Raw genomic sequence first — 15,726 nt, forward strand, 5'->3', positions numbered from 1 at the left:
GCCGTGAAGGATTCAGGGCTGGGGCGCGCGACCGCGACACTGATCGGGATTCTCCTGGTCAGTTTCGCGATCGCGATACCGTTGGCAGTCGTCCTTGCCTGGCCGCTGATCTACGTGTCGGAATCGGTGCTGCACTTGGGCTGTGAGTCGAGCACTATCGACGGACAGCAGGTGTGGGTGTGTCCCGACGGGATCGGATACGTGTTCCCGGGGATCGCTTTGGTCGTGGTGCTGACCGTCATCGGCGTCGTCATCGGTGTCCTGTGGCGGCGTGATTCGCTGGGGCCGCCGGAGGACCGTTTCACCCTGGCTATGATCGTCTCGCTGGCCGCTGGTGCGCTCGCTCTGCTCGTTGGGGCAGTGATCGCCCTGTGCGGTGTGTTCGACGTGAGCGGGGCCTACGGCCGGTGGCTGATCACGGTCGTCCTCGCTATTGCTGTCGCCTCTCTCGCAGTCCTGGTGGCCCTAAAGCAAGCCCGTCTGCGCGCCACCACCAACGCGATCGCCGCGCTGGTGGTCCTTTGTGCGCTGATGCCGGTGTCGGGACTGGGCCTGCCGCTGGTGGTGGTGCTGGCCGGCGGGTTCGCGGTCGCCGCGGCCGTGTACTCGACGACACGGGCGGATCATCCTTCGGCTGCGCTCGCCTGACCCGTCTGGGCATTGCCATCCATGGTTGAGTATGGGCCTGTCATGCCGGAGTGCCCCCTCGATCCTCGGCACCAACACCACGAGGCGGCGCAACGCGTATGACACTGACACTCAGGCGTGGCTGTTAATGCACGCGCAAGGGTGAGGGTCCGTCGGCGGTTCTCGAGCCCCGCAGCCGCCGCCCGAAATCGAGCCCGTCAGCACTGAGCGACGAGGGCAAAGCGCAGGCGGTAGCAGTGCGCGCCGCCCTAGAGGCCTCCCGCCTAGATCACGGACCGATCAGCGTGCACGACAAGATGCAGTCGATGGGCCTCGCATGCGTTCCGTCGACGGCGTCGCCGGCCCGGATCTTCCGCGAGGCCGGTGTCGCGAGCCTGGTGCCGAGAAAGAAGCCCCACTCGGCGTGGCGGAGGTTCGTCCACCCCGCGCCGAATGCGTGCTGGCAACTCGACGGCACCGAGTACGTCCTCACCGGTGGACGTAGGTGCGTCATCCTGCAACTGATCGATGATCACTCTCCTACGCCGTGGATTCCCGCGTAGCGTCTGGCGAGACCGCCGACGCCGCGATCGCCGTGTTTGACAAGGCGGTTGCTGCTCATGGAGTACCAAAGACTGCTCACCGACAACGGACCCGCGTTCAACCCCTCGCGCCGCGGCCGCATCGGTCAACTCGTCGAACACGCGCAAGCGCTCGGCGTGGAAACGATCACGGGCAAGCCCTGCACCATCAGCCTGGACGCAGTCACCTACATGGTCGATATGTGGACCACGCCTTCGACCGCGTCCTCGTCACCGCCGACGACAAAACGATCGTCATCGCCACCACCGACGGAGAAGTGCTCGTCGAACACCCCCGACCCACTGCTGGAATCAGCCACGTCGGCAACCGACAACCCCGCGGCCCACGTCTCAGCAAGCCCAGACCGTCACCGAAGTCCTGATACACGAAGTGTCACCGATGTCCCGATGCATCACACCCGCGTCATGAAGACCCAACCCCCTTGACTCGAACACATGTTCGAGTATCATGGTGTCATGGCGCGGAGGACAGAAACCGAATCCACGGATTCGGCAGGTATCGCAGAACACTCTGTCGAGCCCACCCTGCGTCCCGATACCGAACTCTCGGCCACCGAACTGGCCGAGGTCTTGAATCATTGCGCCGGTCTCGCCGCGTCGACTGCTCACCGAATGATGACTGTTGCCAGCCTCATTCACGATCAACGCGAGATGGACTACGCCGAGCGCCGCGCCGAGGTACACAGCGGACAACTCGATTCCCTCGAGGCCTTCGACGAGCTCGCCGCCCGGGCGGCTGCGGGCGAAGACCCGTACTCCGAGTTCGGCCCGGACGGACTCGAACAGGCCATCGCCGAGGTCGGCGCCACGCTCACCGTCACCCCCGCCGAGGCCAGAGAACTCATCACCGCCGGTGACGCATTGCGCTACCGGCTGTCTTTCACCGGTCACGCCCTGGCCTGTGGACGCATCGACAAGAGAAGATTCCTCATCGCGCTGAAGCGCACCGAACTGGTCACCGACCCCGACGAGATGCAGACCGTCGATGCCCATCTTGCCGAGGCGATCTTCGCTCGCGCACCTATGTCGACCACTCGGTTCACCGCCATGGTCGACGAGATCGTCGCCAAGTGGGCACCCGACGCGGTCCGCAGGCGTCGCGAGCGGGCCACCAACGACCGCAAGGTCACCGTCGGACCCGATCGGTTCAACCCCGGACAATCCCGCGTGTCCGGGTCGTTACCGATCGCCGACGCCGCCGCGTTCGACGCTCGCTTGTCCGCGATGGCGGCCGAAGTACATGCCGCCGACCCTCGCACAGTTGCACAGCGTCGCGCCGATGCGCTGGTCGCACTGGCTCGCGGCGCGACTTCACTAGACTGCACGTGCGACGATTGCTCCTCGTGCACAACAGAATCCCGCGAGACCACTGAACCGGAGGACTCCCCGACTGTCGATTCTGCCCAGGTCGACACAGGACCCATGCCGTGCTCCTGCGCCGACAAGACAGCTCCGCGGGCGAACTACTTCGTCATCGCCAATCTCTCCACCCTCATCGGCCTCGACGACGATCCGGCCTTCCTCGACGGCCAGGGCATCATCGACGCCGAAACCGCACGCACGCTGATCGCCGAAGCTCGACGCACCTACCTGCACCCAGCGGCACCGACCGACTCGTCGACCACCGAGGCACTATCGGCCTTGAGGTACACCCCGTCGAAGAAGTTGCAGGCCCTGGTACGTGCCGGCGAACTGTGCTGCACCTTCCCGGGATGCAATGCGCCGGTGTGGCAGATCGACCTCGATCACACCAAGCCGTTCGACCATCAGCATCCCGAACGTGGTGGACGCACCCTCGAACGCAACCTGAAACCACTGTGCCGGTTTCACCACCGCATCAAGACCTTCACCAGCTGGCAGGACTACCAGGACGAGTTCCTGACCGCCTGGTTCACCACACCCACCGGACACATGTTCGTCGGCAACGCCTACAACGGCCGCGATCTGTTCGCCCACCTCGCACCGATACGCCCACCCGATCATCCGGCGCGGGTGCGGCACGGCACCCTGCGAGACACCAAGTCCCGCCGGGCCCTACGCGCCGAACAGCGTTGGAACGAAGAAAACCCACCACCCTTCTGACAGGCAATCAGACAGAAGCCGCCACGCACCTGAGCGTTCGGCGGCTACTGTTCGTTGCACCAAAGAAGCCGTCTCTGGTCGGGATGGAGGTCGCGGTGAGCAGTCCAGCCGAAGTGAATACAACCGAGGAGTTCGACGCCATCATCGTCGGTGCGCGCTGCGCCGGATCGGCCACCGCGATCGCGCTCGCCGGCCGCGGATTTCACGTCCTGGTCATCGATTCGGCCCGTTTCCCCTCCGACACACTCTCCACCCACCTGCTGTGGCCGTCGACCCTCGCGGAGATCCACGCACTCGGCGCCCTACCCGCCGTCGAGGAGGCCGGCGCACCGCGACTGCCGATCGCCGAGGCCATCCTCGACGAGATCAGCTGGCGCACCGGCTATTCACCGGTGGCCGGAATCGACTACGGAATGTGCCTGCGGCGAACACATCTCGACGCCGCACTCGTGCGGACCGCAGCCTCACTCGGAGCGAACATCCGACAACAGTGCCGGGCAACAGGATTGATCTGGACCGAAAACCGTGTCGTCGGCCTGACGTACACCGACTCCGACGACCGCGAACACACCGCGACCGCTCCCATCGTGATCGGAGCCGACGGCCGCAAGAGCATCGTCGCGCGCGAGGTCGGTGCGGAGACACTGATCTCGTCCCGGAGCGGCCGGTCCTGCTACTTCGCCTATTGGACCGACCCACGAGAAGATCTGCGCCACATCGCGTCACAATGGCGGGTCGACGGCCTGCTCGGCACCGCGTTCCCCTGTGACGACGGCCAGACGCTGTGCCTGCTGCAGCCGCCGGTGGAACTCGACGCCGAGTTCCACGGACGCAAGGTCACCGACGCATACCGGGCCGGGGTCGCGGCACTGCCCGGACTTGCGCGACGCCTCGACGGCGCCGAGATGGTGTCGCGAGTGCGCTCGTGTACCGGCATCGCGTCGTATTTTCGTCGGTCGAGCGGGCCCGGATGGGCACTGCCCGGAGATGCCGGCCACTTCAAGGACCCCGTCACCGCGCAGGGCATCCGCGATGCGTACCGCTACGGCCGCCTGCTCGGCGAGATGTTGGCCCCGATCCTCGTAGACCGAGGCGGACCCGACCCCCACGCAATCGACGCCGCCACCGCGGAATGGGCCGCACAACGTGAACGGGACTGCGTCGAGATCTACCAGTGGACGAACGTCCTGGCCGCCGGACGCCCGCCCTCCCCACTCGAGTACGAGATCTATCACCGAGCGCAGGACATCCGGAATACGCCCAGACCCTCAGCGACATCTACAACCGCGTCCAGACGCCGTCGTCGATGCTGCCGCTGACAGCTCTCCCGGGCCTGATCATCGGTGCGCTCCGCCAACCGACCACGTCGACCCGGGATGTCGTGCACACCGCTGTCTCGGGATTCGTCGACGACGGACTCGTCGACGACGGCACCGCGCACGCGGGCAGCGCGTCGAATCGCATTCTGCACCGGCGGAATCAGATCCGCCGGTGCAGCGAACCTCCTCGTGGAGAACGGTTTCGACGCCGTCAACATGAGCGGCGGACTGATCGGCTGGCGAGCCGCGGGTGGCGCACTCAGCGAGTGAGCCCGCCACCCGTCATCGAGGCTAGGTCGTCGCGTTGGCGAACGTGTCGAGATTGCCGGTCGCCTCGATGTATTCGGTCACCCAGCGTTCGATGACCGCCGAGGTCTTCTCGACCTTGCGGAACTGGCCGACGACCTGGCCGACGGGATTGAAGGCGACGTCGATGCTCTCGTCGGGATGCTTGTGCGTGGCGGCGACCGCCATACCGGAGACCATGTACTGCAACGGCATTCCCAGCGGATCGGGATTCTTCGGGTCTTCCCACGCCTCGGTCCAGTCATTGCGCAGCATGCGGCACGGTTTGCCGGTGAACGAGCGACTGCGAACGGTGTCGCGGCTCGACGCGTCGATGTAGGTCTGCTGCTGGACGGGGGTGTTCTCGGCCTCCTCGACCATCAGCCACTGCGATCCGCTCCACGCGCCCTGCGCACCGAGCGCCAGGGCAGCCGCGATCTGCTCGCCGCTGCCGATACCACCTGCGGCCAGGACCGGCACGGGCGCAACCTCTTTGACCACCTGCGGCCACAGCACGATCGAACCGACCTCACCGCAGTGGCCACCACCCTCGCCGCCCTGGGCGATGATGATGTCAACACCGGCGTCGGCATGCTTGCGCGCCTGCTTCGGCGATCCGCACAGCGCCGCGACCTTGCGTCCCGCCGCCTGGATCTTCTCGATCATGTCCTTCGGAGGCGTGCCGAGCGCGTTGGCGATCAGCGTGACCTTGGGATGCTGCAGCGCGATCTCGACCTGCGGCGTCGCGGTGGCCTCGGTCCAGCCGAGCAGCTGCAACGAGTTGTCATCCCCGTCGCCCAGCGGGACGCCGTGGTCGAGGAGCAGCTTGCGGCCGAAGTCCAGCGTCTCGTCGGGCACCATCGACTGGAGCATCTTGGTGAGCTCCTCGGCCGACATGTGCGCGTCCATGCCCTCGTACTTGTTGGGGATGACGATGTCGACGCCGTACGGGTGGTCGCCGATGTGCTCGTCGATCCAGTTCAACTCGATCTCGAGCTGCTCCGGCGTGAAGCCCACCGCGCCGAGCACTCCGTAGCCACCCGCCTTGCTGACCGCGACCACGACGTCACGGCAGTGGGTGAACGCGAAGATCGGGAACTCGATACCGAGCTCGTCGCAGATCGGGGTGTGCATAGGTGACTCCTCGCCAGGTCAGAATTAGAACGTGTTCTAATCTGGATACCAGGCTCTGCGACGCCGGACAAGCGTTCCGCGGAACGCTGGTCCCAGGACGCAGGGCCACCGACCGGCGAACCTCGACTCGACTCCCAGACCTCGATCGAGGTCTGTCGGTCGAGATGAGGTCGATCAGACGACACGAGTCGGCGAGAACTGTCGGACCCCTGCCCTATCGTGGCAGTTGTCAGGTGATCCTCCCGGTTCCGGTGAGGCACCTTCCGCCCCGACTCGGGGCGCACTCACCGAGCACGACACCCCGCGGACAACCGCGGCGGACGACGCTGCTCGAGAAAGGGGTTGACATGTCCGACAAGCCGCGCTTACCGACCTCGCCGAGAAGATCCCGAACATCGAACGCATTCGCCACGGCACCGACCTCTACGCCGTCCGATCGATCGATGCGCGGACTTTCGACCGGAGAGACCTGTTCCACGCCGTCTACGAGTGGTTCGATTTCCTCGACCGCGACCTGCCCGCAGCACTACCGCCGGTTCGTGAACCCGCACCGCCGACGCCGCGGCCTCGCGGACCGAAGCTCGTCAATCGGGCGCCGTCACTGCGACTTCGCTCCCCGTTCGACGACAGACCGGTAACGTCCCACCCACCCACGGAAGGCGCGAAATGACCAAGGGCACTGCAGCAAAAGGCAAGAAGCACAAGAAGGCCGGTAAGAAGAAGATCCTCTACGTCGACATGGACAACACGCTTGTCGACTTCAAATCCGGAATTCGCAAGCTGAGCGACGCCGAGCGCAGCAACTTCGAGGGCAGCCTCGACAATGTTCCGGGAATCTTCTCGCTGATGGACCCGATGCCCGGCGCGATCGAGGCCTATCGCACGCTGGCGAAACATTTCGACACCTACATCCTGTCGACTGCCCCTTGGGACAACCCGATGGCGTGGACCGAGAAGCTGCTCTGGGTGAAGATGCATTTCGGCCGGGACGAGAAGTCGCCGGCTTTCAAACGAGTCATCTTGTCGCACCACAAGAACCTCAATCGCGGAGACTTCATCATCGACGACCGGACGAAACGCGGCGTCAAGAAGTTCAAGGGCACCCACATCCACTTCGGCCAGCCCGGATTCGAGACGTGGGACGAAGTCGTCGCCTACATGCTCAAGCGCGCATAGCCGAATATCCCGGACGTATCGAGCCGGGGCAAAAGGACTTCCCATGGACCTCTTCGCCGGAATCCCCGTCACCGATCTGTCCCGGTCCGCAGCCTGGTTCGACAAACTGCTCGGTGAGGTCGCGACCTTCGACCCCAACGACACCGAACGCGTCTGGACGCTCACCGACCACGCGTACGTCTACGCGGTCGTCGCGCCGGACGACGCGGGGCATGGGCGTGCGACGCTGTTCGTCGACAACCTGGACGAGTTCCTCGAAGCGGCGGCCGGGCGCGGCGTCGAACCGGAGTCCTCGGAGACCTACGACAACGGCGTCCGCAAGACGATCTTCCGCGATCCGGACGGCAACGAGGTGGGCATCGGAGGAGGACCGACGCCCGAAAACTCCTGACCTACTTCGTATCCCGGCGCGCGTACGGTGTCCGCGCGGTCTCGGTGTCGCCGTAGATGATCGCCCGCTCGCGTCGAGAATCCGTGATCAGCGTTGCGCCCCAGGTCATCACGGTGCCCAGACGATTGCGGACGCCGGCGAGGAAGGCGATGTGGATGACGCCCCACGCGACCCATCCCGGGAACCCCGACATCTGGAACCGGCCCGACTGCACGATGGCGCGACGCCGCGCGATGTAGGCGGCGGTGCCGAGGTCGCGGTACTTGAACGGCGTCCGTTCCTGCTGTCCGTCAACACTTTCCGCGATCACCCGGCCGACATGGTGCCCGCCCTGCATGGCCACCTCGGCGACGCCGGCGAGGTCCTTGTACGCCATCATGTCGCCGGCCACGAACACGTCGGGATGGCCGGGCACCGAGAGGTCTGATTCCACCGGGATCCGCCCTGACCGATCCTGTTCGACGCCGAGCGCGTCGGCCAGCGTCGTGGCGAACGGCACGGCCTCGACGCCGGTGGTCCACAGCGTGGTCCGCGCCGGATACACCTCTTTGTGCTTGTCGGCCTTGCGGGTCGTCTCCACGTAGTCGTCGCCCACACCGGTCACGTGCACCCCGAGGTGCGTCTCGACGCCCAGGGCATCGAGGGTTCGCTGTGCACTCGCCGACAGTCGTGCGTCGAATGACGGCAGCACCCGATCCCCGCCGTGCAGCAACAGCACTCGTGCCTGGGCGGGCTCGATGGCGTCGTATTCACGCTCGAGGGCGCGGGTGGCGAGCTCACGGATCTGCCCGGCCAGCTCGACCCCCGTCGGTCCTCCGCCCGCGACCGCGAAGGTCAGCCAGGATCGCTGTTCCGCGGGGTCGCTGATCGTCTCCGCCATCTCGAAGGCGGCCATGATCTTGCGGCGGATCGTCAGCGCGTCGTCGAGCGACTTCATGCCCGGTGCATACTTCGCGAACTGGTCGTTGCCCCGATACGCGGTACGCATACCGGCTCCGACGACGAGGTAGTCGTAGGGCAGACGGAACGACGACCGGTCGAGACGGTCCACGATGATCTCGCGCGTCTCGACGTCGATGCCGGCGGCCTCACCCAGGACGACATCGAGATTGCGCTGACGCCGGGTCAGGTGCCGGATCGGGCTGGAGATCGCGCCTTCCGACAACAATCCGGTGGCGCATTGGTAGAGCAGCGGCTGGAAGACGTGGCTGGTCCCGCGGTCGACCAGGGTCACGTCGACCGCGGCATTCCGCAGCCGCCGGACGCAGTGCATGCCCGCGAATCCTGCTCCGATGACGACAACTCTGGGTCTCGTGGGGGCCATTCCGCCGATTCTTCCAGATGAAAACGCGCCCATGGGAATGGTTTGGGCTTCGCGTCGCCGGGTATCCGCGCCGTGTGGAAGCCAGGGTCTCGCTGTCCGTCAACGGTGTCACCCACGACGTCGTCGTGGATACGCGCACCACCCTCCTCGACGGTCTGCGCGACCGTTTGGACATCTTCTCGCCCAAGAAGGGCTGCGATCACGGCCAATGCGGTTCGTGCACCGTCCTCGTCGACGGCCGGCGCGTCATCAGCTGCCTGTCCTTCGCCGTGAGTTACGAGGGCGCCGAGATCGTGACGGCCGAAGGACTCGCCGACACCGGCGACCTCCACCCCCTCCAGCAGGCTTTCATCGACCAGGACGCCTTCCAGTGCGGGTATTGCACACCGGGGCAGGTGTGCTCGGCGGTCGGAATGCTCGACGAGGCGAAGAACGGGCACCCCAGTCACGCCACCGACGATCTCGACCCCGATGCCGCGAATCCCGGCGACAACGAACTGACCGACGACGAGATCCGGGAACGGATGAGCGGCAACCTGTGTCGCTGTGCCGCCTATCCCAACATCGTCGCCGCCATCCGGCAGGCGGCGGGTCGATGATCCCGTTCACCTACGAACGCGCCGACGACGTGGCCGGCGCAGTCGGCTTCCTGCGCGACCACCCCGACTCGAAACTGCTCGCCGGCGGAACGAACCTCGTCGACCACATGAAGCTCGGGGTTGCCAATCCACCTGCTCTGGTGGACATCTCCCGGCTCCCCCTGGACCAGATCAGCGAGAACCCCGACGGCTCGCTTCGTCTCGGCGCAACCGCCCGCAACGCCGACACCGCCGCCCATCCCCTGGTTCGACGCCGCTACCCCGTACTCGCGCGCGCCCTGCTCTCGGGCGCATCGCCCCAGCTGCGTAACCTCGCGACCAACGGCGGAAACCTGCTGCAGCGGACGAGATGCGTCTACTTCCAGGACGTCACGACGCCGTGCAACAAACGCGTCCCGGGCAGCGGCTGCTCCGCGATCGGCGGTTACACGCGCTATCACGCCATCCTCGGCGCGTCGGAGCAGTGCGTCGCCACCCACCCGTCGGACATGGCCGTGGCGCTCACGGCTCTCGATGCTCGCGTCGTCGTGCACGGCCTCGCCGGCGAACGCGACATCGACATCCGCGAGCTGTACCGCCTCCCCGGCGAACATCCCGACCGCGACACGATCCTCGACCACCAGGACGTGATCGTCGCGATCGACCTCCCCGCCCCACCCGACGGGTCGGTGTCGACCTACCGCAAGGTCCGCGACCGCGCGTCGTACGCCTTCGCACTGGTCTCCGTCGGCGCCGAGATCACCATGCGCGACGGCGTGATCGGCGATGCGCGGATCGCATTCGGCGGTGTCGCGCACAAACCGTGGCGCGCCGAAGCCGCCGAGACCGTCCTCCGCGGCCGGCAACCGTCGCGTGAGCTGTTCACCGCGGCCGCCGATGCCGAACTCGCCGACGCCCGCCCCCTGGCCGGAAACGAGTTCAAGATCCCCCTCGTACGACGCACCCTGACCGCCGTTCTCGAGGAGCTGACCACCCGATGAGCGTCGTCGAGTCCTCCCCCGCCCCGATCGGTCACGCCCGGATCGACGGCGTCGAAAAAGTCCGTGGCACAGCCCCGTACGCCTACGAACACCTCACCGACGCGGTGTACCTGTGGCCCATCACCGCAACCGTCGCGCGCGGCCGGGTGACCTCGATGGACACCGCCGCAGCCGAATCGACCGACGGCGTCGTCGCAGTCCTCACCATCGACAACGCGCCACGTCTGGCCGACACCTCCGACGGCGATCTCACGATCCTGCAGTCACCGGAGATCGCGTATCGCGGCCAACTCATCGGCGCGGTGATCGCCGAGTCCCCCGAAATCGCCCGCGAGGCAGCGGCATCGGTGTCGGTCTCCTACGACGAAGCTCCCCACGACACCGAGTTCCGCGTCGATCACCCGAACCGCTACCGCCCCGAGAAGGTCAACGGCGGCTTCGAAACCACCTCCGAGACCGGTGAACCCGACCGGATCCTCGACGATCCACCGGCGGGCACCGTCGTCGTCGACGAGTGGTACTCGACGCCGGAAGAGCACAACAATCCGATGGAACCACACACCGTGGTCGCGACCTGGGAACCCGACGAGGAGACCCTCACCCTGTACGACTCGACGCAGTCGACACAGGGCGTGGTCTCCTCACTGGCTCCCGTCCTCGGACTCGAACCCGCTCAGATGCGGGTCATCGCCCCACATGTCGGGGGCGGGTTCGGGTCCAAGGGTTCACCTCATTCGCACGACGTGCTGGCCGTGATGGCCGCCATGCGGGTGCCCGGCCGGGCGGTCAAGTTCGCGGTGTCGCGCCAGCACATGTTCGCCTACGTCGGCCATCGCGCGCCGACGCGATCCCGACTGCGCATCGCCGCCGGCGCCGACGGCCACATCACGGCACTGATCCACGAGGCACACACGCACAGTGCGCATGCCAAGGAGTTCGCCGAGCAGGCTGCCGTCTCGTCGCGGATGATGTACACCGCGGAGAACAGGCGCACCGATCATCACGTCGTGCCCCTCGACGTCCCTCCGCCGTTCTGGATGCGCGCACCCGGCGAGGCCCCGGGGATGTTCGCCGGCGAGGTCGCGATGGACGAACTCGCCCACGCCGTGGGACTCGACCCGATCGAGCTGCGCATCCGCAACGAACCCGCCGACGACCCCGAGACCGGGAAGCCCTGGTCGTCACGGCAACTCGTCGAGTGCCTCCGCGAGGGCGCCCAACGCTTCGGCTGGGACCGCCGGAAGGCCGAACCCGGAGCCAACCGGGACGGACGACAGCTCGTCGGCTTCGGAGTTGCCTCTTCGACGTACCCGCACATGGTCAACCCGGGCAACGAAGCCTCGATCTCGTACCGGGACACCCGGTATTCGGTGAGCATCGCGGCCACCGACATCGGGACCGGCGCCTGGACGGCACTGACGCTCATCGCCGCCGACGCCCTGGGAGTCGACGCCGCTCGGATCGACCTCCAGATCGGCGACAGCGCCCTGCCGAACGCCACCGTCGCGGGCGGGTCGTCGGGCACCTCGTCGTGGGGTTCGGCGATCGTCTCCGCCGCACAACGATTCCGTGCACGTTTCGGCGACGATCCCGCGAACGGTGCGGAGGTCAGCGCGAAGACCGACGAGAACCCCGATCTGAAGAAGTTCAGGATCGCCTCGTTCGGCGCCCACTTCGTCGAGGTCCGCGTCGACGCCGACACCGGTGAGATCCGCATCCCCCGCATGCTCGGCGTCTTCTCGATCGGACGGGCCATCAACCCGCGCACCGTCCGGTCACAACTGATCGGCGGGATGACCTTCGGGATCTCGATGGCGCTGCACGAGGAGAGCATCCGGGACCCGCGATTCGGTCACGTCGTCACCCAGGACCTCGCCGAATACCACGTCCCCGTGCACGCCGACATCGCCGACGTCGACGCCGTCTGGCTCGACGATCCCGACGAACACGCGACGCCGATGGGTTCCCGAGGTGCCGGTGAGATCGGCATCGTCGGAAGCGCCGCGGCGGTGGTCAACGCCGTCTACAACGCGACTGGGGTACGTGTCAGGGATCTACCCGCGCACCTCGACGACCTGCTCGAGGGACTGCCGGACCGCTGAGGCTCCTCAGCCGATCCCCGGGTACGTCGACCAGCCCGGAACCGAAGGCGACACGGCCCACGGCTTGTCGCCCTGCGTCGGCAGCCAGTGCGGCATTCCGACCTGTCGCGTTGCCGCACAAGCCTTCTGATCGGCGGTCGGTGTCGGGTACAGCGCCGCGAAGTCATACCGTGAGGTGTACCAGCCGCCGAAGACGTCGGCCTCCGGAGTGCGTTGACCACCTCGCGGCGCGGCCGGCGGCCGGTCCCCCGTACGCCGGATGTCGATCTCGACGGGGCGGGACGTGTCGTATCCGATCGCCCAGCTGCCGTCGCGTTCGACGGAGCGATATCCCTGACGGCACAGCACGATTCGCGTCCAGTCGACGTCGTCGACGCGCCGCAGTCCGGTGTAGAACGCGGTGCCCACCTGCCGTCGTGCCTCAGAGACCCCCGCTTCCGTGACCTCCGACGGGTAGGCGGTCACCATCTGGTCGATGTTCGACGGTGAGGCGTCGGCGAATCCCGGATACCCCCACTCCACCGACGAACCGGCGTTGGCGAGCTCGAAGGACTCCACGTAGGCGCGCACGAAGGTCCCCTCGGCGGACTGCGGGTCGAGTACCGGTGTCGACGACCAGCGGAAGGTCGTGTCGAAGCCCGGCGGCAGATGCGCGTCCTGAGCGGCGACCGGTGCGGGTCCGGCCGGTTCCGGTGCGCCCGAACACGCGGCCGACCCCAGACCCGCGGCCAGGGCCGCGATCATCGCGACGATTCGACGCCGGTGTCCTCGCGCCACGTGATCACCTACTTCGCCGGTGATGGTCCTCGGTGATGGTCTTCCAGGGGCCCGGTGCGCCTGCTCTGGCTGTACCGATGCGGGCTCTGTCTGCACCCTAGACATGGACGCCTGTCCCAGGTGGGACCCGCGTGCACCGGAACGGCGACGAGAAGGTCTCGAATTGGGCACGCCCGCGGGGCTCACCCCTTGGTGTCCACATCCCGTCCCGAGGCGAGGTCCCCACACTCGACCGATATCACCGGCCGGTCTCGCAGATACCGCTGTGCTCCCACGTCCCCGCGGATGACCTCGAGTGCGGGATCGAAGTGATCCGCACCGATGTAGACCGGATGGCCCGGCCGGCCGTCGAAGACCGCACGCACCAGACGCTCGCGCCGCCCTTCCGCGGCCTCGAGGATGCGTCGCACCACGTCGGGACCGACATCGGGGGTGTCGACCACGGTGAGCGCCGCACCGCCGACCCCTCGCCGACCTGACGCCCAGGCCAGGGCCGCCGACACCGACGCGCCGACCCCCTCCGTCCAGTCGTCGACGATGAGCGCGCACGCTCCGGCCGGCGGCTCGACGACCGCCGCACCCATGGTGACCGCGATGTCGTCGCACCCGCCGGCCCGCAGCGCGTCGGTCGCCGTCCGCAGCCACGCTCCGCCGTCGGCGAGGATCTTGGGCATCCCGTATCGGGTACCGGCGCCGGCGGCGAGCACCACGCCGAGAACCCGCCCGGTCGCGCCGTCCTGCGGCAATGCGTTCACCGCTCCATCTTCCATGCGCCGGCGCCGACGGTGCGCGACCGGCGGTCCCCCGATCGACCTCCTAGGCTGTACAGGTGCGCCCAGACGAGAACCGCGTTGCCGACGAGCACGGAGAGATCGGTCCGTTCAACGAGCTGAGTACCGAGGAGTGCGTCGAACGGCTTCTCGCCTGCTGCAGCTCTCCCACCTGGGCGCGGCGAGTCGCAGACCATCGTCCGTTCGCCGACGCGCACGCGCTGCTGGACCGGGCGGATCAGATCCTGGCCGAGCTGACCGAGGCCGACGTCGACGAAGCCCTCGCCGGGCACCCCCGGATCGGTGATCGGCCCGACAACGCGTCATCCGCCCGGGAGCAGTCCGGGGTTTCCGGCGCGGACGCCGCGGTGATCGACGAGCTGAAGAAGTACAACGCGGCCTACGAGGACCGGTTCGGGCACGTCTACCTGGTCTTCGCCAACGGTCGTCCGGCGGAGCAACTGCTCGGAATCCTCGAGGACCGTATCGCCAACGACCCCGCGACCGAACGACGTCTGCTGCGCGGCGAACTGGCGAAGATCAACCGCAGCCGACTCATCCGTATGCTGGCGACACACGACACCGACGAGGGAGCCTCCGCATGACCGGCCTGTCCACCCATGTACTCGACGCGACGTCGGGCTCCCCGGCCGTCGGCGTCGAGGTGTCGCTGCAGGATGCCTCCGGAACCGAATTGTCCTCGGCGACCACCGATTCGGACGGACGCATCGGGAAGGTGAACACCGAGGCCCTCGTCCCCGGTATCTACCACCTGGTCTTCGACACCGGGAACTGGTTCGCCGACAACGACATCAAGGGGTTCTATCCCGAGATCGACATCTGCTTCGAGGTCGACGACGCCGACCGCCACTACCACGTCCCGGTGCTGTTGAGCCCCTTCGCGTATTCGACGTACCGCGGTAGCTGATGCCCGTTCGAGAGGACATCTCGGCTCTGCTCGACACGACCGATCGAGTGCTCGTCGGCATCACCGGGCCTCCCGGCGCCGGGAAGACGACGCTCGCACGGACGCTCGTCGACGACTGCTCGTCGACGCAGGGCGCCGACGCCGTCGGGTACGTACCGATGGACGGCTTCCACCTGTCGAACGCCGTTCTCGATCGACTCGGCCACCGCGACCGCAAAGGCGCACCCGACACCTTCGACGCCGCGGGATTCGTTGCCGTGCTTGCGCGCATCGCCGACGGCGGCGAGACCGTGTACGTACCCGACTTCGACCACACCGTCGGCGAGCCGATCGCGGCGTCGCTCCTCGTGCCCACCACCGCACGACTCGTGATCGTCGAGGGCAACTACCTCGGGCTCGACGTACCCCGGTGGGACGGCGTGCGGCCCCTCCTCCACCGCCTCGTCTACGTCGACGCCGACGCGGAGGTCCGACGCGAGCGGCTGCTGAAACGGCACATCGCCGCCGGGAAGACCGCAGCCGAGGCGCGCGCCTGGATCGAGACCGTCGACGAACCCAATGCGGGACTCATCGCGGGTACGCGGTCACTGGCCGACGTGGTCGTCGACGGGCTCTGAAGAGCTGCCGCTC

15 protein-coding genes and 2 pseudogenes are annotated in these 15,726 nt (G+C 67.0%); 13 read left to right on the top strand and 4 right to left on the bottom strand.

Going from position 1 to position 15,726, the window contains the following annotated elements; genetic code table 11:
- Window positions 1–3: 3 nt before the first annotated feature.
- The 5 genes and pseudogenes from BLU62_RS14170 to BLU62_RS14200 all read left to right on the top strand — a co-directional run.
- The gene (locus tag BLU62_RS14170; protein WP_074850145.1) at window positions 4–648 is read left to right on the top strand and encodes a hypothetical protein; all 645 of its coding nucleotides are present in this window, start codon (window positions 4–6) and stop codon (window positions 646–648) included.
- Between the two features lie 137 nt (window positions 649–785).
- A pseudogene (locus BLU62_RS31640) lies at window positions 786–1,591 on the top strand (DDE-type integrase/transposase/recombinase); the annotation flags it as partial.
- Between the two features lie 94 nt (window positions 1,592–1,685).
- Complete coding sequence (locus tag BLU62_RS14185; protein WP_074852904.1) at window positions 1,686–3,311, top strand: HNH endonuclease signature motif containing protein; 1,626 nt, start codon at window positions 1,686–1,688, stop codon at window positions 3,309–3,311.
- 95 nt (window positions 3,312–3,406) lie between these two features.
- The gene (locus BLU62_RS14190) at window positions 3,407–4,630 is read left to right on the top strand and encodes an NAD(P)/FAD-dependent oxidoreductase (RefSeq protein ID WP_244278178.1); all 1,224 of its coding nucleotides are present in this window, start codon (window positions 3,407–3,409) and stop codon (window positions 4,628–4,630) included.
- 138 nt (window positions 4,631–4,768) lie between these two features.
- A pseudogene (locus tag BLU62_RS14200) lies at window positions 4,769–4,900 on the top strand (rhodanese-like domain-containing protein); the annotation flags it as partial.
- Window positions 4,901–4,921: 21 nt separating this feature from the next.
- On the opposite strand, the gene BLU62_RS14205 reads toward BLU62_RS14200, so the two are convergent.
- Complete coding sequence (locus BLU62_RS14205; RefSeq protein WP_074850148.1) at window positions 4,922–6,049, bottom strand: nitronate monooxygenase; 1,128 nt, start codon at window positions 6,047–6,049, stop codon at window positions 4,922–4,924.
- Window positions 6,050–6,715: 666 nt separating this feature from the next.
- On the opposite strand from BLU62_RS14205, the gene BLU62_RS14215 reads away from it, so the two are divergent.
- Window positions 6,716–7,225: a 5' nucleotidase, NT5C type gene (locus BLU62_RS14215; protein ID WP_244278179.1), complete on the top strand. Its 510-nt coding sequence runs from the start codon at window positions 6,716–6,718 to the stop codon at window positions 7,223–7,225.
- A gap of 43 nt (window positions 7,226–7,268) precedes the next feature.
- Window positions 7,269–7,616 (top strand): VOC family protein, encoded by a 348-nt coding sequence (locus BLU62_RS14220; RefSeq protein WP_074850150.1) that lies wholly within the window; start codon window positions 7,269–7,271, stop codon window positions 7,614–7,616.
- A 1-nt stretch (window position 7,617) separates the two neighbouring features.
- On the opposite strand, the gene BLU62_RS14225 is transcribed toward BLU62_RS14220, so the two are convergent.
- A complete protein-coding gene (locus tag BLU62_RS14225; protein ID WP_074850151.1) occupies window positions 7,618–8,940 on the bottom strand; it encodes an NAD(P)/FAD-dependent oxidoreductase in 1,323 nt (440 codons plus the stop codon).
- A gap of 74 nt (window positions 8,941–9,014) precedes the next feature.
- Here BLU62_RS14225 and BLU62_RS14230 point away from each other — a divergent pair, with 74 nt between their 5' ends.
- Genes BLU62_RS14230 through BLU62_RS14240 form a run of 3 tightly spaced genes read left to right on the top strand, consistent with a single transcriptional unit; the run spans window position 9,015 to window position 12,621 of the window.
- Window positions 9,015–9,539 (top strand): 2Fe-2S iron-sulfur cluster-binding protein, encoded by a 525-nt coding sequence (locus tag BLU62_RS14230; RefSeq protein ID WP_074850152.1) that lies wholly within the window; start codon window positions 9,015–9,017, stop codon window positions 9,537–9,539.
- Entirely contained in the window at window positions 9,536–10,519 is a 984-nt protein-coding gene (locus BLU62_RS14235; protein ID WP_074850153.1) for an FAD binding domain-containing protein, read from the top strand. The genes BLU62_RS14230 and BLU62_RS14235 overlap by 4 nt, the downstream gene beginning before the upstream one ends.
- Window positions 10,516–12,621, top strand: coding sequence for a xanthine dehydrogenase family protein molybdopterin-binding subunit (locus tag BLU62_RS14240; RefSeq protein ID WP_074850154.1), 2,106 nt, complete (start codon window positions 10,516–10,518; stop codon window positions 12,619–12,621). Before BLU62_RS14235 ends, BLU62_RS14240 begins: the two co-directional genes overlap by 4 nt.
- A gap of 6 nt (window positions 12,622–12,627) precedes the next feature.
- On the opposite strand, the gene BLU62_RS14245 is transcribed toward BLU62_RS14240, so the two are convergent.
- Both BLU62_RS14245 and BLU62_RS14250 read right to left on the bottom strand, forming a co-directional pair.
- A complete protein-coding gene (locus BLU62_RS14245; protein WP_074850155.1) occupies window positions 12,628–13,365 on the bottom strand; it encodes a hypothetical protein in 738 nt (245 codons plus the stop codon).
- 215 nt (window positions 13,366–13,580) lie between these two features.
- Window positions 13,581–14,168: a nucleotidyltransferase family protein gene (locus tag BLU62_RS14250; RefSeq protein WP_074850156.1), complete on the bottom strand. Its 588-nt coding sequence runs from the start codon at window positions 14,166–14,168 to the stop codon at window positions 13,581–13,583.
- 59 nt (window positions 14,169–14,227) lie between these two features.
- Between BLU62_RS14250 and uraD the strand changes: the two genes are divergently transcribed.
- From uraD to BLU62_RS14265, 3 genes are read left to right on the top strand one after another with little or no spacing between them, the layout of a single operon-like run.
- Window positions 14,228–14,773, top strand: coding sequence for a 2-oxo-4-hydroxy-4-carboxy-5-ureidoimidazoline decarboxylase (gene uraD, locus BLU62_RS14255; protein WP_074850157.1), 546 nt, complete (start codon window positions 14,228–14,230; stop codon window positions 14,771–14,773).
- Window positions 14,770–15,096, top strand: a complete 327-nt coding sequence (gene uraH, locus BLU62_RS14260; protein ID WP_074850158.1) for a hydroxyisourate hydrolase — start codon at window positions 14,770–14,772, stop codon at window positions 15,094–15,096. The genes uraD and uraH overlap by 4 nt, the downstream gene beginning before the upstream one ends.
- Window positions 15,096–15,713, top strand: coding sequence for a nucleoside/nucleotide kinase family protein (locus tag BLU62_RS14265; RefSeq protein ID WP_074850159.1), 618 nt, complete (start codon window positions 15,096–15,098; stop codon window positions 15,711–15,713). The genes uraH and BLU62_RS14265 overlap by 1 nt, the downstream gene beginning before the upstream one ends.
- Window positions 15,714–15,726 lie beyond the last annotated feature (13 nt).

Source organism: Gordonia westfalica (assembly GCF_900105725.1).
GTDB lineage: Bacteria > Actinomycetota > Actinomycetes > Mycobacteriales > Mycobacteriaceae > Gordonia > Gordonia westfalica.

Coding starts and splice junctions, on each gene's coding strand:
- BLU62_RS14220 (WP_074850150.1), top strand. CDS start 7,269: ATGGACCTCTTCGCCGGAATCCCCGTCACCGATCTGTCCCGGTCCGCA.
- BLU62_RS14235 (WP_074850153.1), top strand. CDS start 9,536: ATGATCCCGTTCACCTACGAACGCGCCGACGACGTGGCCGGCGCAGTC.
- BLU62_RS14225 (WP_074850151.1), bottom strand. CDS start 8,940: ATGGCCCCCACGAGACCCAGAGTTGTCGTCATCGGAGCAGGATTCGCG.
- BLU62_RS14250 (WP_074850156.1), bottom strand. CDS start 14,168: ATGGAAGATGGAGCGGTGAACGCATTGCCGCAGGACGGCGCGACCGGG.
- BLU62_RS14215 (WP_244278179.1), top strand. CDS start 6,716: ATGACCAAGGGCACTGCAGCAAAAGGCAAGAAGCACAAGAAGGCCGGT.
- uraH (WP_074850158.1), top strand. CDS start 14,770: ATGACCGGCCTGTCCACCCATGTACTCGACGCGACGTCGGGCTCCCCG.
- BLU62_RS14245 (WP_074850155.1), bottom strand. CDS start 13,365: ATGATCGCGGCCCTGGCCGCGGGTCTGGGGTCGGCCGCGTGTTCGGGC.
- BLU62_RS14240 (WP_074850154.1), top strand. CDS start 10,516: ATGAGCGTCGTCGAGTCCTCCCCCGCCCCGATCGGTCACGCCCGGATC.
- BLU62_RS14205 (WP_074850148.1), bottom strand. CDS start 6,049: ATGCACACCCCGATCTGCGACGAGCTCGGTATCGAGTTCCCGATCTTC.
- BLU62_RS14185 (WP_074852904.1), top strand. CDS start 1,686: ATGGCGCGGAGGACAGAAACCGAATCCACGGATTCGGCAGGTATCGCA.
- BLU62_RS14265 (WP_074850159.1), top strand. CDS start 15,096: ATGCCCGTTCGAGAGGACATCTCGGCTCTGCTCGACACGACCGATCGA.